The organism is Streptomyces sp. NPDC048411, assembly GCF_040704695.1.
Classification (GTDB): Bacteria; Actinomycetota; Actinomycetes; order Streptomycetales; family Streptomycetaceae; genus Streptomyces.
Genome location: NZ_JBEZKL010000013.1, coordinates 39,240 through 55,279, shown reverse-complemented (window position 1 = coordinate 55,279; position 16,040 = coordinate 39,240). Strand labels below are relative to the sequence as shown.

Below are 16,040 nucleotides of genomic sequence, written 5' to 3'. Positions count from 1 at the left end.
GATCTTTAACCAGTGCGGCGGGGCGGTGAGATGGTCGGCCCCGGCAGATCATTGAGCGGGCCCGTGGTGTAGAGGCGCGCCCAGAGGCCGACCAGATGCGCGTGCAGGACGTCTTCGGCCTCCTCTGCGGTCAGGTGGCCTATGAGTACCTGGCTGGTGAGGCCGTCGGTGAGGGCGAGCAGGGTGCGAGCCTCGCGCTGCGGGTCGGGCGGCGCAGCGCCGCCGTCGGCCGGGACGCTCTCGGTGGCCTCCGTGATGAGGCGGGCGAGGAGGTCCTCGAGGGCCGCGTAGCTGGTTCTCAGCGGGCCGGCGAGCGGCTCGCTGACGGCGGCCTGGGCGACGAACGCGAGCCAGACCCGTGCTTCGGCGCGGTGTTCTTCGCGGAGCAGGGCGATCTCGGTGGCCGTGTCGCCCAGGGCGGTGGCGGCCGACTGGGCCGGGCTCCGGGCCAGTCGGGCCCGCGCGCGTTCGGTGATGCGCTCGCCGACGTAGTCGACGGCGAACAGGAGCATCTCCTCCTTGCCGCGGAAGCAGCGCTGAACCGCACCCAGGGAGACCTGCGCGCGGGCGGCGACGTCGCGAGGCCGTTGCCGCCGCGGCCGACGCGCTGCGAGACGCCGGATACGACGTGCGGGAGGTAGCGGATGTTCCGCGGCTGGACGAGGCACTCCAGGCGTACCGCCGGATCACCGCGACCGAATTCGCCCCGACGTGGCCAGTGGTGCGCACACTGCTCGGCGAAGGCGGAGACCGCTACATCGAGATGGCGATGGAGAAGACTCCGCCCGTGACCGCCGCGGAGTTCATGAAGCTGATGGGAGCCTGGCTGGGCATCCGCCGTTCCTGGGCGGAGTTCCTCGACGAGTACCCGTTGCTGCTCGGACCGGTGTTCACCGAGCCGCCTGTCGAGCCGGGTCTGGAGTCACGCGACCGCGAGGGACAGGAACGGGTCGGCGCGGGCATGCGCCTGTGCACGGTGACCAGCTTCGTGGGCGTGCCCGGCGTCGCCGTACCGACCGGAGTGGCCGACGGGCTGCCGTCCGGCGTGCAGATCATCGGGCGCGCGTTCCGGGAGGACCTGTGCCTGACCACTGCCCAGGAGGTCGAGGACCGCCTCGGCGTGCTCACACCGATCGACCCACGCTCTGAAGTCCTGACTGCCGCACGATAGGCGGCGCTACCACACCGAGCAGCAAGATGGGCCGGCCGGGCGGCCACGTGAGGCAAGCACCAGCGGAGTCCTGACCGCAAAACCTCCTATTCGGCCGGCCGCATCGACTCGTGAGTGTCGGCAGACGACCCGTCTGCCGACACTGGGGGGCACGATCACGAACCCGCAGGCGGGCAGTGTCGGCAACTCACCTGGGAATCAACATCGATGAAGGGTCCGGCCGATGGATTCCGGCACATGCTCGCCGGCTACTGCCGCACATCGACGGCCGACCAGCACTCGGATCATCAGGCAGAGGCCCTACTCCGCCACGGAGGGGAACGCGACAACAGCCATGTCGACGCTGCCGGTGGCGCGAAGGCGTCCCGGCCGGAGCTCGACCTCGTCATGCAGTTGCTGCGTGAGGGCAACGCCTTGAGGGTGACCCGCCTCGACCGACTCTCCCGCCCGGTGCCGCACGCGGTGACTCTCGGCGCCAAGTTGACACACCCCCGTGTCCTCGGTGTGCAGCATCGGCCCCGCACCCCGCGCAGCGATCAACGTCCGGTTGACGCGCTATGTTCAGCCGCTTGAGCGGCGAGTTCGGGCCCCGGCCTCCGCGTTGGGGCCACCGTGCCGCGCCCGGCCACCAGGGCCGCTACCGTCTGGGCGGCCGCGACGACGACCATCAGCAGGAGCGGGGCTCTCCAGCCGGAGCTGAGCGAGTGGAGGAGGCCGAAGACCACCGGCCCGACGGCCGCCAGCAGATAGCCGACGGACTGCGCCATCGCGGACAGCCCGCCGGCCGAGGCCGCGTCCTGGGCCCGCAGGCTGATGAACGCCAGGGCGAGCACCAGGCAGGCGCCTCCGCCGAGGCCGAGGACCACAGTCCACAGCAGTGCCCACCGGGGTTCAGCGAAGAGGCCGATATAGCCGACCAGCAGGACCACGGAACAGGCCGTCGCCAACCCCCGTTGGTCCCGCGCCCAGCGCATCGCCCGGGGCACCGCCAGGCCGGTCAGCACGGCGACGACCTGGAACCCGAAGAGCAGCCAGCCGGCCGTCGCCTGGCTGACCCCGTTGTCCTGGAGAACCTGCGGCAGCCAGGTCACGACTACATAGAAGCCCAGCGACTGCAGTCCCATGAAGGCAGTGACCGCCCAGGCCAGTCCGGAGCTCCAGGGCTGCCCGCTCCGCGCCGGCCCGGCCGGCCGGGGAGTCCGCATCTGCGGCAGCCACACCAGCACCGACACCAGGGCGAAGACCACCCAGAAGCCCAGCGCAGTGTGCCAGCCACCGGGAGCGGCCTCGGCGATCGGCACCGCCACTCCGGAGGCCACCGCTGCTACCACTCCCATCACCATGGCGTAGGCGCTGGTCAGCAGGCCGATCTTGGTCGGGAAGTTGCGCTTGATGAGGCCCGGCAGCAGTACATTGCCCACCGCGATGCCCGCGCCGATCAGCACGGTGCCGATGAACAGGCCTGCCACCGTGGGGATCCATCGGACCGCGATGCCGATGGTCAGCACCACCAGCGCGCCGCCGAGGAGCCGTTCCTCCCCCCACCGCGCGGCCAGCCTTGGCACCAGCGGCGACAGGGCCGCGAACGCCAGCAGAGGCAGTGTGTTCAGCAGGCCCGCGGCGGCCGGAGCCAGGCCCAGGTCGGACTGTACGCGGTTCAAGAGTGGCCCGACACCGGTCAGACTCGCCCGAAGGTTGGCGGCCACCACCAGCAGCCCCCACACCAACAGCACTTGACCGGCGCGTCGCGTCGACGTGTTCTCCATGCCCTGACCATCGGTCGGCGGGACGGCCGGTATCCAGATCCTCCTCAGGCTAGCCCCCGCAGGGCCACCCTTGGCTCCTCGCGATCGGCAGCAGGGCCCCTACCCTCAGAACGTGGGCACACCATTGGGCAACTTCATCCGAGACAAGCGGGACGCCGTCCAACCGGGGCCCCTCGGGCTGCCGGAGCGGCAACGCCGCCGGTCGCCGGGGCTGCGCCGGCTGGACCTCGCCAACCGGGCCGACGTCAGCGTCGAGTACCTCGCCCGGATCGAGCAGGGCCGCGACCGCAACCCCTCATCAGCGGTGGTCAACGCGCTCGCCGACGCGCTGTGCCTGAACACATCGGAGCGCAACCACCTGCGATACCTCGCCAAGATCACCAGCGATGCCTGCACGATCGACATCAGGCCCGTGCCACCCTCCCGGCGGGTGCGCGCGCCCGTCCTGCGCACCCTCGAACTCCTCGAGCCGGGCGTGGCGATCGTGACCAACCGGCTGGGCGACGTGCTCGCCCACACCTCCGGCTACCGGGCGGTCACCGGCGGGACCGGGCTGCTCGATGCCGACCGTCCCAACCTCAACCACTACCTTTTCACCGACCCGCGGGCCCGGACCTTCTTCGCCGACTGGGACGACATCGCGGACGAGCAGACCTTCGACCTGTGGCAGGCGCCGTCCTTGGAGAACCTGGAGTGGCTCACCGCCGAGCTGACCCCCGTCGCCGGCGACGAGTTCACCCGCCGGTTGAACCGGGACAAGGTGCCGCGCCGCGGCGTCCTCCGGCTCAACCACCCCGGAGGGCATCAGCTCCGGCTGCTCCGCGAGATCCTCGAACTGCCCGGCGACTCACAGCAGCTCGTGATCTTCCTCCCCGAGGACGACGCCACTGCCGAGGCCCTGAACCGGTTCCAGCGCCGCCCCTTGGGCCGCCTCCGGTCCATTTCCTGACACCGGCATCCGCGGCCGGAAAGCGCCGTTCCGAACCGCCTCACCCCTGCCCGGGTCCGCCGGGGGTTTCGCAACGTCCGCGCTACAGAGCCCGCCCGGCAAGCGCGTCGAAACCGTCCCAACCAGGCCCCGGACGGCCACGCGCCCGCGAGCGAGCGTCCGCAGCATGCGGGAACGCACGCCGCAGGCGGGGCTGGCTGTTGTGGGGCGCGTTCAGGACTGTGTGTCGGCCCGGGTCATGGAACTGACCGCGTCCGCGATCGTGTTCCTGTACAGGCCTAGCTTGGGCTTGAGTACCTTCGTGCCGGTGCCGAGCGGGAAGTTGAGTGTGTCCGCGTTGGGCATATGGTTGCCGTCGGCCAGCACATTCATCTCGTCGATCTCGGGCACGGTTCCGGTGGTCGCGCCGCTCGGATTGAGGTCGATCACCGCGTAGGCGGTGTGTCCGGCCCGGACCGGGTATGCGGGTGCCCCACCGAGGCCGCTGGGGATCAGTGGCCTGACATCGTGGCTGTGGTCCGCGGACTTCGAGTTGCCCAGGCTGACCCGTGGGTAGTAGCTCAGGCCGCAGGTGTTCGCGCCGACGTTGCGCACCTTGATCACCCGCTGGGTGGGCGCACCGGCCCGGCGGGCCACGTGTACCGACAGCTTCTGCATCTCGCACGGGTGCGGGTAGGCGTCACTGTCGCTGTTGGCGTTGCCGCCGGCCGCCTTCGCGCTGCCGGCGTTCACGGTGACGGCGTTCGTGGTGCCGGTGTTCTGCACGGCGTCGCTGGTCTTCACCGACCCGGTGGACCGCGAGGACCCCTCCGCAGCCGCAGCGGCTACGGAACTGTCCGCCGAGCCGGCGGCCTTCGTGCCGATTCCCTCCCCACCGCAGGCGGTCGATGCCAGAGCGAGTACCGCAGTGGCGGTGGCGCCGATGAGGGTGGCGTGGTGACGGTTGTGGAGCGTACGCATGAGGATCCCCCCAAGTGTGACAGCACGACAAAGACATGGGGCCTGCGGGAGGGGGGCTTTGTTCACGGCGACGTGACGGCGTGCATGCCGGTGGATCCGGATGCCCGCTGTGCCATGATCCGCCGCGTCCCGAGCTGCGGCCGCGAGACACGGTCGCGCCGGCCCGACTTCGCACCGACGGAGCAGCCATGGGCATGGGGAACGGCGGCGTGAGCAGGCGCTGTGGTCGTGCCGGTTCAACGAGTGTCGCCGGCCGGGCCGTACTCCGAACGAGCTACTGGCGGCGGGACTCTGGGCAAGCCTCCGCGGCGGGGAGCTTGCCTTCGGCTTTTCGCGCGACTTTTGATGTCACCGTCGTTCTCCAGACTGCGAGGTGTCTCATGAGACAGCGGCGGCTGAGCCGCCTCTCCTTACCGAATTCCCGGACAGCTCTATGCTGCTGCCGAAAACATGCTGCCCGGTGGTCAGCAGACTGCTGGCAGGAAACAACGGTGCCCAGAGGAGAGAGCCCTTGCTGCTTGTGGCTGGCAGCGTCGTCATCGCCTTATGGTTGGTCCTCTTTATGTGGGTCGGCTGGCGTCGGCGCAAGCGTGGCGGCGGCGGAGCATCAACCGCTGAGGCGTGGAGTGAGCTCTTCCATCCATCACAGCGACACGTCCAGCAGGAGCGGGAACGCCAACTCGTCCTCCGAGACGACGCCGAATCCGGTGCACCGCCGAGCTCCGTTGACCTCGATTCGGGCAAGGCGGTTATCCGTCCGATGCGGAGCCCCACGAGCAGGCACGACACACCCTAAGGGCTGTCCCGTCATCCCTGGCGGGCGCACGACGACAGCTGCGGCACCTCGCTGCCAGGACAGGCGGTCGGCGAGCGTGGCGGTCACGGGGCAGGTTTGCCGGCACGGACCATGACGTAGCCCATTTTGTCCCGGCACAGGCCGAGGATCAGCGGATAGGCCGAGTCCAGTTGCGTGGCCATGTCCGCGCCCAGGAGTTCCTCGATCTGCTGGCGACGTGCCGCGAAGATCTGGGGGATCAGGTGGTAGGTGGGTGTGAAGTCGCCGGTCCTGTCACGCACGCGGTCGATGGTGAAGCCGGCCTGCCGGGCGAGGGCTGGGTAGTCGTCGAGGGAGCCGGGCAGGCGGGCGAGCGCGAAGCCTGCGCGGAACAGCGCCACATCCTGGTCGGTGAACGGTACGTGCTCGAAGCAGTCCGCGAGGACGAGCCGGCCACCGGGACGCAGGACGCGCTTGGCCTCGTGCAGAGCACGGGGGCGGTTGGCGAAGTGGGCGAACGACTCGATCGCCCACACGGCGTCGAACGACGCGTCCTCGAACGGCAGGTTCATCGCGTCGGCCTGCAGGAACTCGGTGCGGTCGGCGACGCCGGCGCGGGCGGCGCGGTCGCGGGCCTGCTCGACCTGGGCGCTGCTGGCGGTGATGCCGAGGACCTGCCCGCCAGAGGCGTGAGCCAGACGCACCGTGGGCCGTCCGGTGCCGCAGCCCACGTCCAGCGCCCGTTGCCCGGGCCCGAGGGCGAGCTCGTCGATCAGTTCGTCGGTCCACCGGTCCTGCGCCGCTGTCAGCTCCTGCCACGCCTCGTCCGCCGACAGCGTCCGCCCGGGATCCGGGCGCACCCCGTCGTCCCACATGCCCAGGTGCATGCTGTCACCCATCGTCAGGCTGTACAGACTCCCCAAGCGGTCGTACCACGCTCCGACCTCCTGCACGGAAGGCCCCTGATCCGCTGCCTGCTCCATGACGTCCTCCCTGCGCGGACCGGTCCGGGCCGATACGCCGCGCCCGGCTCCTTTCGCCGTGCGCCCTTCAGCGTGCGGGGCCGGTGAACCTGTGGGGAAGGGCGCGTAGGGCGGAGCTCGGCGCACCTCGGTGCGCCCCCGCACCACAGCGGCTCGAAAGGGATCAGTGGAGCGCGCTCTTCGCCTGCCAGTCGGACCAGGACACATTCCACGCCCCGTAGCCGTTGCCCTCCGCGACCGTCCCCTTGGCGTCCGCGCCGGTGATCTCGAACGGGTCGCCGACCTGGGCCTCCTTGTACAGCTCCGCGGCGTTCGCATCGCTCATTCCCACGCAGCCGGAACTGTGGTTGGCGACCCCGAAGTACGCGGCGTTCCACGGCGCGGCATGGGCGTACATCCCCGACCAGGTCAGCCGCATCGACGAGTCGACCATCTTGTCGTACGCATCGCCCAGACCGACCGTCTCGGAGCGCATGTTGATGGTGCCCTCCTTCGCCATCAGTACGGCCGTGCCGCGCCAGGACGCCTTCTGGCCGCCCGGTGTGCCCGCCGACATCGGCACGTCCATGACCGTCTTCCCGTCCCGGTGCAGTGCCAGCCGGTGACGGTCAAGGTTGACCTTGACCACCTGGTTGCGGCCGATGGTGAAGGTCGTCCGGTAGTCGCGCACGAACCAGCCGCCGGCCGTTCCGGAGTCGATGCCGTTGAGATCGGCGTCGAGCGTGACGCGGGTACCGGGCTTCCAGTAATCCTTGGGCCGCCAGTCGACGCGCTCCTTGCCGGAGTAGTCCTGCAGCCATCCCCAGGAACCTTCGGTGTTGTTCGATGTGGACACCTTGAGCGCCTTCTCGACCGCCGCCTTGTCCTTCACCGGGTTGTCGAAGACGATCGACAGCGGCTGGGCGATACCGACCGTGGTGTTCTTGCCGGGGGCGAGCGTCAGCTTGTTGACCTTGTCGGCCTCGGCTGTCGAGAAGCCGGCGCGGTCCGTGCCACCCCTGGTGTCCGTCGCCTCGACGCGGTACTCGGTGCCGGGTGCGGCGACCCGGTCCGAGGTCCAGCTGCGTCCGTCGCCGGATATCCGGCCGGTGAGCGCGTCACCCTCGGCGGCGCTCACCTTCACCGTCTTCAGCTTTCCGTCGGCCAGCGTCACCTTCACCGGCTTGCCCGCGGTGGCGCTGGTGCCCTGGAGGTTCACCGAGATCCTGGTGTCCGGAGCCTGCGAGGTCCCGGCGGCGTGACCGGAACCGGCGTCCGATGCGGCAGCGCCGCCGGAGCAGGCGGTCAGGGTGGCGCCGAGCACCGCCGTTCCGGCTATCAGGGTGAGTCGGGCCGGGCGGGCCAGCGGTGCGGTACGGCGTATGTGCCGGCGTGCAGCGGACAACGAAAAACCTCCAGGGCTGTGCTTCTCACCATTTGAGAGGCATTCACCAGACTTTAGGTTCCTCGAATCCCTGACGAGCCATGGATTCCGTTGTGTGACAAGGAATGGAGCGCAACTGTCACCGTCCGGTCACATGCACCGCTCGGACCCGTCATGGACCGCTGTGAGCATCCTGCGCAGCCCCGCCGAGCCGAATGGAGGGGCGGGACCAGGGAGGCCACGGACATGTCAGCGCTGCTCGCGACCGGTGACCGCAGAGGTGAACAAGGGATGCGGATACGCAGCCTCACCGCCGCCGAGCACCGGACGGCTGTGACCGCGCGGCCGGGGGCGAGCTTTCTGCAGTATCCGTCCTGGGCCGGAGTGAAGGACCAATGGACGTCGGAAATGGTCGGATGGCACGGCGCAGACGGCGAATTGGCCGGCAGTGCCCTGGTCCTCTACCGGCAATTCCCGGGCACCCGTAAATACTTTGCCTATCTGCCCGAAGGGCCGGTGGCCGACTGGACCGATCCGGAGATCGACCGCTGGCTGCGGCCGTTGATGGCGCATCTGCGGAAGGCGGGCGCCTTCGCCGTGCGGATGGGGCCGTCACCGGCGTACCGCCGCTGGGACACCGTCCGGCTCAAGGCGGCCACCGGGCCGGGCCGGAAGGTCCGCGATGTGCTGGCGGCGGAGGTGGACCCGCTCGGCACCGTAGTCGCCGACCGGCTCCGGGCGCGCGGCTGGCGGCGGTGCGGTGGGGACGGCGACGCCGGCAACGACGCCGACGCGCAGCCGCGCTACGTCTTCCAGGTGCCGCTCGCCGGACGCAGCGCTGACGATCTGTGGGCGGGGCTCAACCAGGAGTGGCGTCGCAACATCCGCAAGGCGGAGAAGTCCGGTGTCCGGATCGTCGTCGGTGGCGCGGCGGAGCTGCCCGAGTTCCACCGGCTGCTGCGGATCACCGAGGAGCGTGACGGCTTCCGGCTCGGCCGCTCCCTCGCTTACTTCCAGCGTCAGTACGCCGTGCTCAACGCCGAACAGCCCGGCCGGATGCAGCTCTATCTCGCCGTCCACGAGGGCGAGATCCTCGCCGCGCACACCATGATCAGCGCCGGGCGGCGGGTCTGGTACCAGACGGGCGCGTCCGCCGACCACCGGCGCGAGGTCCGCCCCAGCAACGCCCTCCAGTGGCGGATGATGCTCGATGCGCACGCCCTCGGCGCCGAGCTGTACGACATGCGCGGGGTACCCTCCACCCTTGACCCCGACGACCGCTCCTTCGGACTGCTGCGCTGGAAGCTCGGTACCGGTGGGCAGGTCGTCGAGACCCTCGGGGAGTGGGAGACATCGGTGGGCGGAGCCGCCAACAACACGCTGTACAGGGCGTTCCAGGCGTACCTGGCCCGCCGGTGACCGCCGCGCGGACGACCGGGACGGTCGTGCAGGAGGGGCCGGAGGGACGGCAGAAGCCGGGGTCGGTGCTGCGCAGCGGCGCCGTCATGGCCGCGGGCTCGGTCGTCTCGCGGGCGACCGGGTTCATCCGCTCGGCGGTCGTCGTCGCCGCCCTCGGTACCGGACTCACGGCCGACGGCTACACGGTCGCCAACACCGTCCCCAACATCCTCTACATGCTCCTGATCGGCGGAGCCCTCAACGCCGTGTTCGTCCCGGAGCTGGTGCGGGCAGCCAGGGAACACAGCGACGGCGGCGCCGCGTACACCGACCGGCTGCTCACCGTCTGCACGGTCGGCCTCGTCGCCCTCACCGCGCTCGCGGTCGTCGGCGCCCCGCTGATCGTCGGCACCTACACGGACTACTCCGGGGAGCAGGCGGAGCTCACTATCGCGCTGGCCCGCTACTGCCTGCCGCAGATCCTCTTCTACGGGCTCTTCACCCTCCTCGGCCAAGTACTCAACGCCCGGAACCGGTTCGGCGCGATGATGTGGACCCCCGTCCTCAACAACATGGTCATCATTGCGGTGTTCGGGCTCTATCTGGTGGTCGCATCCGGTTCCGGCGGGGAGTTGACCGCCACCCATGCCCGGCTGCTGGGCTGGGGGACGACTGCCGGGATCGTCGTGCAGACGCTGGCCCTGGTGCCCGCGCTCCGCGCCGCGAAGTTCCGCTGGCGGCCCCGGTTCGACTGGCGGGGGAGCGGTCTGACCCGCCCGCTGCGGTCGGCCGGATGGCTCGTCATGCTGGTACTGGCGAACCAGGGCGCCTACTGGGTGGTGACCCGGCTCTCCACCATCACCGGACAGCACGCCGTCGAGCAGGGGGTGGTGGGCGGCGCGGGCTACACCGCGTACAGCTACGCCTTTCAGCTGTGGGTGGTGCCGCAGGGCATCGTGACCGTCTCGCTCGTCACGGCGCTGATGCCGCGGATGAGCCGGGCGGCGGCCGACGGCGACCTCGCGGGGGTGCGCCGCGATGTCTCGTACGCGCTGCGGACCACGGCCGCGGTGGTGGTGCCCGCAGCGGGTGTGTTTTTCGCGCTGGCGCCGTGGGTGATGGGGGCCGTGTTCGGATACGGCCGGACCGGCGACGCCGATATCGCGGTGATGGCGGGGATGATGATGGCGTTCGCGCCGGGGCTCATCGCGTACTCCGGGCAGTACGTGCTGTCCCGTGGGTTCTACGCGATGAGCGACACCCGTACGCCGTTCTTCCTGAACCTGGTGATCGCGGCGCTCAACGCCGGGCTGTCGGCACTCGCCTATCTGATGCTGCCTGCGCGGTGGGCGGTGACGGGGATGGCGGGGGCGTACTCGGTGGCGCTCTTCGCGGGGTTCGCGGTCACCGGGTACGTGCTGCATCGCAGGGTGTCTCAAGGCGCCGGGGGACCGCGGTCGGTGCTGTGGCGCTCGGCCGGGCTGTGGGCGCATGCGCGGCTGGTGGTGGCGTGTGTGCCGGCAGGGGCACTGGCGTACGGGGTGGCCCGGGCGTGCGACGGATTCGGGGACTTCGCGGCCGCCGGGGCGGGTACGGCAGTACTGCTGGGAGCGGTGGGGGTGTTGGCCCGGCCGCTGCGGTTGAGCGAGGTCAGCGCGATGCTGGGTGCGGGGCGCGCGCGGATCCGCGGGGCCGGGGCCCGGTGAGAGGGTGCCGCTCGCGTCCGGCCGACGATCCGTTCTGACTGGCCGGACGGGCGTGATGAGGTGCTGGACAGATTCGATCGTGATCGTTGGGATACTGGTGCCATGCCGCGTGTGCTCCTGGTCGAGGACGACCCCTCCGTACGGGAAGGGGTCGAGCTCGGGCTGCGTCGGCGCGGGCATGAACTCCGGGCCGTGGAGAGCGGGGAGGCGGGACTCGGTGCGCTGGCGGAGTTCCGGCCCGATCTCGTCCTGCTGGATCTGATGCTGCCCGGCATGAACGGCGTCCAGGTCTGCCGTCGCATAAGGGAGTCCAGCCAGCTGCCGATCATCATGCTCACGGCACGCGGCGACGACTTCGACGTGGTCGTCGGGCTGGAGGCCGGGGCCGACGACTACATCGTCAAACCCGCCCGTACCGAGGTGATCGAGGCCAGGATCCGGGCCGTGCTGCGACGGCTCGCCGAGCCGGTCGGGCGCAGCGGCATCGAGTTCCACGGCGAACTCGCCGTCGACCGCGCCGGGCTGTCCGTCGCCAAGGCGGGGGAGCGCCTTCTGCTCGCCCCCTCCGAACTGAAGCTGCTGCTGTACCTGTCGGCCTCGCCCGAGCAGGTCTTCAGCAGGCAGCAACTCCTCGAATGCGTGTGGGAGCACAGTTACCACGGCGACGCGAGGCTCGTCGACGCCTGCGTGCGGCGGCTGCGGCAGAAGATCGAGGACGTGGCGGGCAGCCCCCGCTACATCCAGACCGTTCGTGGCTTCGGCTACCGATTCGGGCCGCTCGCATGAGACTCCTGGCCGCCCGGTTCGGCCTGCGCATCCGCCTCATATCCGCTTTTCTGCTGGTCGCGGCGATCAGCGCGGCCACCACCGCGACCCTGACCTACCGCGAGGCCCGGTCCGCGATCCTTCAGCAGGCGCAGGACACGGCCGTCGCCCAGTTCCGGGACCGGATCACCGCACAGGCGGTGTCCCTGCCCGTCGACGCGACCCGGCTGCGGACGATGTGCCAGGCCCTTGCCCGCGAAGGCAAGCCGCACACCTGGATCGTCTTCGCCGAATACGCGGACCTGAAGGTCTCGTCCTCGGACCGGCCCGTCTCGAACGTGATCACAAGCGAACTGCGCGATGCGGCCCGGAACACCGAGCATGCCTCGTTCCAGCGGGTCGTCAAGGACGGTAAGCCCTGGCTGACGATCGGGATGCCCGTGATGTTCGACCGGGGCCAGGGGCGTCAGCCCACCGGGCTCGTCCTCTACGCCGTGATGCCGCTCGCCCCTGAGGAGGCCAATGTCAGCGCCATGGTCACCGCGGCCCGCGACGGAGCCCTGCCCGCCCTCCTCATCGCGCTGGTGCCCGCACTGCTTGCCGCCCGCAGTGTGCTGCGCCCGGTGCGTGATCTGCGGCGGGCCGCCGCAGGTATCGGCCGCGGCGAGCTCGACACCCGTATCGAGGTGAAGGGTTCGGACGAACTCGCCGATCTGGCCTGGACGTTCAACGAGTCGTCCACCAAGCTGCAGCAGTCCGTGGCGGAGCTCCGGCGGGCGGAGGAACGGGCCAGACGCTTCGCCTCCGATGTCTCGCACGAGATGCGCACACCGCTCGCCGGGATGCTTGCCGTCACCGAGGTCCTGGACGAGGACGCCGCACACCTGAACGCCGACACCGCGGCAGCCGTGCGGCTGATCAGCGCGGAGACCGGGAAGCTGGCCACACTGGTCGAGGACCTGATGGAGATCTCCCGCTTCGACGCGAAGGCCGCGGATCTCCATCCCGACGAGGTCGATGTCGCCGAGATGATCCGCAAGACCTTGCAGAGCAGACGCTGGGAGGACCGGGTCGACACCGAGCTCCCGCACGGGATACGGGCGGTGCTCGATCCACGCCGTTTCGACGTGATCGTCGCCAACCTGGTCGGCAACGCACTGCGGCACGGCGCCGAGCCGGTCGCCGTGCGGATGTGGACCGAGCGGCGGGACGGGAAGGACCTGCTGGTGACCGAGGTCGCGGACAGCGGCCCCGGGATCGACACAGCCGTGCTGCCGCACATCTTCGACCGGTTCTACAAGGCCGACGCGGCACGTACCCGGTCGGCGGGGAGCGGACTCGGCCTGGCGATCACGCAGGAGAACGTACGGCTGCATGGTGGCACGGTCCACGCCGCCAACAACCCGTCCGGCGGTGCGGTGTTCACCGTCGAGCTGCCACGGGAGGGGGTGTGAGGCGGCTGCGCGCCCTAGGGCGTGTTTCGAAAGTCCCGCCTGCCAGGCGCCGCCTGGCCCGCACGCTCGCTGCGTTGTCGGGCTCGCCCCGATACGCCGAGTATCGGGGCGACCCTCCGCCTTGCGATCGCACGCACCAGGCGCCGCCTGGCCCGCCCTGCGGGCGGACGACGCTACTTTCGAAACGCGCCCTGGTCGCGCTGATGGCGTTCGTGCTGTTGGTGACCGGGTGCGGCATCCGGGCCTCGGACGTGGTCGAGGTCGGCGATCCGGCGACCGTGGACGCCCCGGGGAGCCGGCAGGGCACGCTGCTGTACTTCATCTCCTCGTCCTCCCCGGGCACGCTGCTGCCCGTCGTACGGCAGTTCGACGTACCGATGGAGGCCCCGTCCTCGGGCACGGGGGATCTGAAGAGCTTGGCGGGCAAGCCGCTCGTCCTGTTGTTCGGCGGCCCCTCCAGAGCGGAGATGGATGCCGGGCTGGCGACGGAACTACCCCAGGGGCATGTCGGGTTGAGCATGACCGTGACTCGGAGCGGGGTGCTGGTCCGACTGGACATCCCTGTCACCGGACTTTCCGGACTCGCCCAGCAGCAGCTGATCTGCACGGCAGTCCACTCCGGCGTGCCCGATCCGGGTGCGGCGGTGACGCTGTCCGGCACCGACGGCTCCGTCGGGCCCACTCACTGCACCGTCTGACCATTCGCGGGCGGACTCCGGGACGAGACCGCCGGGCCGGGTGCCCCCGGCCGGGGCCCGGGTCGGTCATGGGCGGGCATGTGATCGGTGATTCGGATCCATATTCACCGCGGTCCTGACGAGACGTAGGAGGCGGAGTTAACCTGCGCGGACGATCCTTCACTGGAGGTGCGCATGCGACGTTCCGTCGCGCGGAATGTGTCGTTGTTGGGTGTTCTCGCCGCTGTCGTCTCGGTCGGGGCGGCCGCACCGCCCTCGTCCGCACCGCCGATATCGCCGCCCCCCAAGTCGCCCGTTGCCGTGGGCTACGGCGGCGCCGTAGCCAGCGTCGACGCGGACGCCACGGCAGCCGGGATCGAGGTGCTCCGCAAGGGCGGCAACGCCGTGGACGCCGCCGTGGCGACCGCGGCCGCGCTCGGCGTGACGGAGCCCTACTCGGCGGGCCTGGGCGGGGGCGGCTACTTCGTCTACTACAACGCCAAGAAGCACACCGTGGAGACCATCGACGGCCGCGAGACCGCGCCGCGCAGCGCGGACTCTTCCCTCTTCCTGGAGGACGGCAAGCCCCTCGCCTTCGCGGACGCCGTCACCAGTGGTCTGGCCGTCGGCACGCCCGGCACCCCGGCCACCTGGGCCACCGCGCTCGACGCCTGGGGCAGCAAGCCACTGAGCACGCTGCTGAAGCCGGCCGAGCGGCTTGCCAGGGACGGCTTCGTCGTCGACTCCACCTTCCGTTCGCAGACCGAGGGGAACCAGGCCCGGTTCGCCGACTTCCCGGACTCCGCGAAGCTCTTTCTTCCGGGCGGGCAACTGCCCGTGGTCGGCTCCGTCTTCAAGAACCTCGACCTTGCGCGTACGTACGAGAAGGTAGGCCGCGACGGCACCGACGAGCTGTACCGCGGCGACCTGGCCGACGACGTCGTCCGGACCGTCCGCAACCCGCCCGTCGACCCGAAGGCGAGCCGGGTGGTGCGTCCCGGCGACCTCACGGCGAAGGACCTGCGCTCCTACCGTGCCCTGCGACAGGCGCCGACCAAGGTCGGCTACCGGGGGCTCGACGTGTACGGCATGGCGCCGTCCTCGTCCGGTGGTACGAGCGTGGGCGAGGCGCTCAACATCCTTGAGAACACCGATCTTTCGCGGGCGAGCGAGTCCCAGTATCTGCACCGCTACATCGAGGCGAGCCGGATCGCGTTCGCCGACCGCGGGCGGTGGGTCGGCGACCCGGCATTCGAGGACGTACCGACGCGCGGACTGCTGAGCCGGCGGTTCGCCGACTCGAGGGAGTGCCTGATCAAGGACGACGCGGTGCTGGCCAGCCCGCTCGCCCCCGGCGACCCGCGCCGTCCGGCCGATTGTGCGAACCGTGGAACCGCCGCCCCGACGACGTACGAGGGGGAGAACACCACCCATCTGACGGCCGCCGACAAATGGGGCAACGTCGTCGCATACACCCTGACCATCGAGCAGACCGGCGGCAGCGCAATCACGGTTCCGGGGCGCGGTTATCTGCTCAACAACGAGCTGACGGACTTCTCGTTCGCGCCCGCCAACCCGGCGGTGCACGACCCGAATCTGCCCGGTCCGGGCAAGCGGCCGCGGTCGTCGATCTCGCCGACGATCGTGCTGAAGCACGGGCAGCCGGTACTGGCCCTGGGCTCGCCGGGCGGCGCGACGATCATCACCACGGTGTTGCAGTCGCTCATCGGCACGGTCGATCGCGGTCTTCCGCTCGTCGATGCGATCGCGGCGCCACGCGCCAGTCAGCGCAACTCGCCGACGACCGAGCTCGAACCCGCGCTGTGGAACAGTCCGCTGCGGACGGAACTGGAGTCGCTGGGCCATGCCTTCAAGCTGAACCCGGAGATCGGTGCTGCCACCGGTGTGCAACGGCTGCCGGACGGGAGGTGGCTCGCGGCGGCGGAGAAGGTGCGGCGCGGCGGCGGATCCGCCATGGTCGTTACGCCGAGCGACTGAATGTGATCATGCGTCAATAAAGTGACCCACGGGGCAGGTTCGTGGCCGGACGGCGGCCATGGACCGGCCCCGTGG

13 protein-coding genes and 2 pseudogenes are annotated in these 16,040 nt (G+C 70.2%); 10 read left to right on the top strand and 5 right to left on the bottom strand.

Annotated elements, in window-relative coordinates; genetic code table 11:
* Positions 1-5: 5 nt before the first annotated feature.
* Positions 6-581, bottom strand: a pseudogene (locus tag AB0915_RS07735) (TetR family transcriptional regulator C-terminal domain-containing protein); the annotation flags it as partial.
* Here AB0915_RS07735 and AB0915_RS07730 point away from each other — a divergent pair.
* Positions 578-1,171, top strand: a pseudogene (locus tag AB0915_RS07730) (amidase family protein); the annotation flags it as partial. The pseudogenes AB0915_RS07735 and AB0915_RS07730 sit on opposite strands and share 4 nt — an antisense overlap.
* Positions 1,172-1,378: 207 nt before the next feature.
* Positions 1,379-1,744, top strand: coding sequence for a recombinase family protein (locus AB0915_RS07725; RefSeq protein ID WP_366690210.1), 366 nt, complete (start codon positions 1,379-1,381; stop codon positions 1,742-1,744).
* Here the strand turns inward: AB0915_RS07725 and AB0915_RS07720 are convergent.
* Positions 1,708-2,937, bottom strand: a complete 1,230-nt coding sequence (locus tag AB0915_RS07720; protein WP_366690209.1) for an MFS transporter — start codon at positions 2,935-2,937, stop codon at positions 1,708-1,710. The two genes, AB0915_RS07725 and AB0915_RS07720, sit on opposite strands and share 37 nt — an antisense overlap.
* Positions 2,938-3,049: 112 nt before the next feature.
* Here AB0915_RS07720 and AB0915_RS07715 point away from each other — a divergent pair, with 112 nt between their 5' ends.
* Positions 3,050-3,886, top strand: a complete 837-nt coding sequence (locus AB0915_RS07715; protein WP_366690208.1) for a helix-turn-helix transcriptional regulator — start codon at positions 3,050-3,052, stop codon at positions 3,884-3,886.
* A gap of 213 nt (positions 3,887-4,099) precedes the next feature.
* Here the strand turns inward: AB0915_RS07715 and AB0915_RS07710 are convergent, their stop codons facing one another.
* On the bottom strand, positions 4,100-4,846 hold the full coding sequence (locus AB0915_RS07710; RefSeq protein WP_366690207.1) for a DUF4232 domain-containing protein: 747 nt from the start codon (positions 4,844-4,846) through the stop codon (positions 4,100-4,102).
* Positions 4,847-5,279: 433 nt separating this feature from the next.
* Between AB0915_RS07710 and AB0915_RS07705 the strand changes: the two genes are divergently transcribed.
* A complete protein-coding gene (locus AB0915_RS07705; RefSeq protein WP_366690252.1) occupies positions 5,280-5,642 on the top strand; it encodes a DUF6191 domain-containing protein in 363 nt (120 codons plus the stop codon).
* A gap of 83 nt (positions 5,643-5,725) precedes the next feature.
* Here the strand turns inward: AB0915_RS07705 and AB0915_RS07700 are convergent, their stop codons facing one another.
* Together AB0915_RS07700 and AB0915_RS07695 are read right to left on the bottom strand one after the other, a co-directional pair.
* The gene (locus tag AB0915_RS07700; RefSeq protein WP_366690206.1) at positions 5,726-6,604 is read right to left on the bottom strand and encodes a methyltransferase domain-containing protein; all 879 of its coding nucleotides are present in this window, start codon (positions 6,602-6,604) and stop codon (positions 5,726-5,728) included.
* A gap of 163 nt (positions 6,605-6,767) precedes the next feature.
* Positions 6,768-7,988, bottom strand: a complete 1,221-nt coding sequence (locus AB0915_RS07695; RefSeq protein WP_366690205.1) for an Ig-like domain-containing protein — start codon at positions 7,986-7,988, stop codon at positions 6,768-6,770.
* A gap of 225 nt (positions 7,989-8,213) precedes the next feature.
* On the opposite strand from AB0915_RS07695, the gene AB0915_RS07690 reads away from it, so the two are divergent.
* The 6 genes from AB0915_RS07690 (at position 8,214) to ggt (ending at position 15,965) form a co-directional block, all read left to right on the top strand.
* Positions 8,214-9,386 (top strand): peptidoglycan bridge formation glycyltransferase FemA/FemB family protein, encoded by a 1,173-nt coding sequence (locus AB0915_RS07690; RefSeq protein WP_366690204.1) that lies wholly within the window; start codon positions 8,214-8,216, stop codon positions 9,384-9,386.
* A 26-nt stretch (positions 9,387-9,412) separates the two neighbouring features.
* Positions 9,413-11,071, top strand: a complete 1,659-nt coding sequence (gene murJ, locus AB0915_RS07685) for a murein biosynthesis integral membrane protein MurJ (protein ID WP_366690251.1) — start codon at positions 9,413-9,415, stop codon at positions 11,069-11,071.
* Between the two features lie 102 nt (positions 11,072-11,173).
* Entirely contained in the window at positions 11,174-11,857 is a 684-nt protein-coding gene (locus AB0915_RS07680; RefSeq protein ID WP_366690203.1) for a response regulator transcription factor, read from the top strand.
* The gene (locus AB0915_RS07675; protein ID WP_366690202.1) at positions 11,854-13,290 is read left to right on the top strand and encodes a HAMP domain-containing sensor histidine kinase; all 1,437 of its coding nucleotides are present in this window, start codon (positions 11,854-11,856) and stop codon (positions 13,288-13,290) included. The genes AB0915_RS07680 and AB0915_RS07675 overlap by 4 nt, the downstream gene beginning before the upstream one ends.
* 203 nt (positions 13,291-13,493) lie before the next feature.
* Positions 13,494-13,988: a hypothetical protein gene (locus AB0915_RS07670; RefSeq protein ID WP_366690201.1), complete on the top strand. Its 495-nt coding sequence runs from the start codon at positions 13,494-13,496 to the stop codon at positions 13,986-13,988.
* A gap of 174 nt (positions 13,989-14,162) precedes the next feature.
* On the top strand, positions 14,163-15,965 hold the full coding sequence (gene ggt / locus AB0915_RS07665; RefSeq protein WP_366690200.1) for a gamma-glutamyltransferase: 1,803 nt from the start codon (positions 14,163-14,165) through the stop codon (positions 15,963-15,965).
* Positions 15,966-16,040: the final 75 nt, after the last annotated feature.

Bases quoted from the DNA above. Each gene is read 5' to 3' on its own strand.
- AB0915_RS07705 (WP_366690252.1), top strand. From the start codon at position 5,280: ATGCTGCTGCCGAAAACATGCTGCCCGGTGGTCAGCAGACTGCTGGCA.
- AB0915_RS07710 (WP_366690207.1), bottom strand. From the start codon at position 4,846: ATGCGTACGCTCCACAACCGTCACCACGCCACCCTCATCGGCGCCACC.
- AB0915_RS07690 (WP_366690204.1), top strand. From the start codon at position 8,214: ATGTCAGCGCTGCTCGCGACCGGTGACCGCAGAGGTGAACAAGGGATG.
- AB0915_RS07725 (WP_366690210.1), top strand. From the start codon at position 1,379: ATGAAGGGTCCGGCCGATGGATTCCGGCACATGCTCGCCGGCTACTGC.
- AB0915_RS07720 (WP_366690209.1), bottom strand. From the start codon at position 2,937: ATGGAGAACACGTCGACGCGACGCGCCGGTCAAGTGCTGTTGGTGTGG.
- AB0915_RS07680 (WP_366690203.1), top strand. From the start codon at position 11,174: ATGCCGCGTGTGCTCCTGGTCGAGGACGACCCCTCCGTACGGGAAGGG.
- AB0915_RS07670 (WP_366690201.1), top strand. From the start codon at position 13,494: ATGGCGTTCGTGCTGTTGGTGACCGGGTGCGGCATCCGGGCCTCGGAC.
- AB0915_RS07675 (WP_366690202.1), top strand. From the start codon at position 11,854: ATGAGACTCCTGGCCGCCCGGTTCGGCCTGCGCATCCGCCTCATATCC.
- ggt (WP_366690200.1), top strand. From the start codon at position 14,163: ATGCGACGTTCCGTCGCGCGGAATGTGTCGTTGTTGGGTGTTCTCGCC.
- AB0915_RS07700 (WP_366690206.1), bottom strand. From the start codon at position 6,604: ATGGAGCAGGCAGCGGATCAGGGGCCTTCCGTGCAGGAGGTCGGAGCG.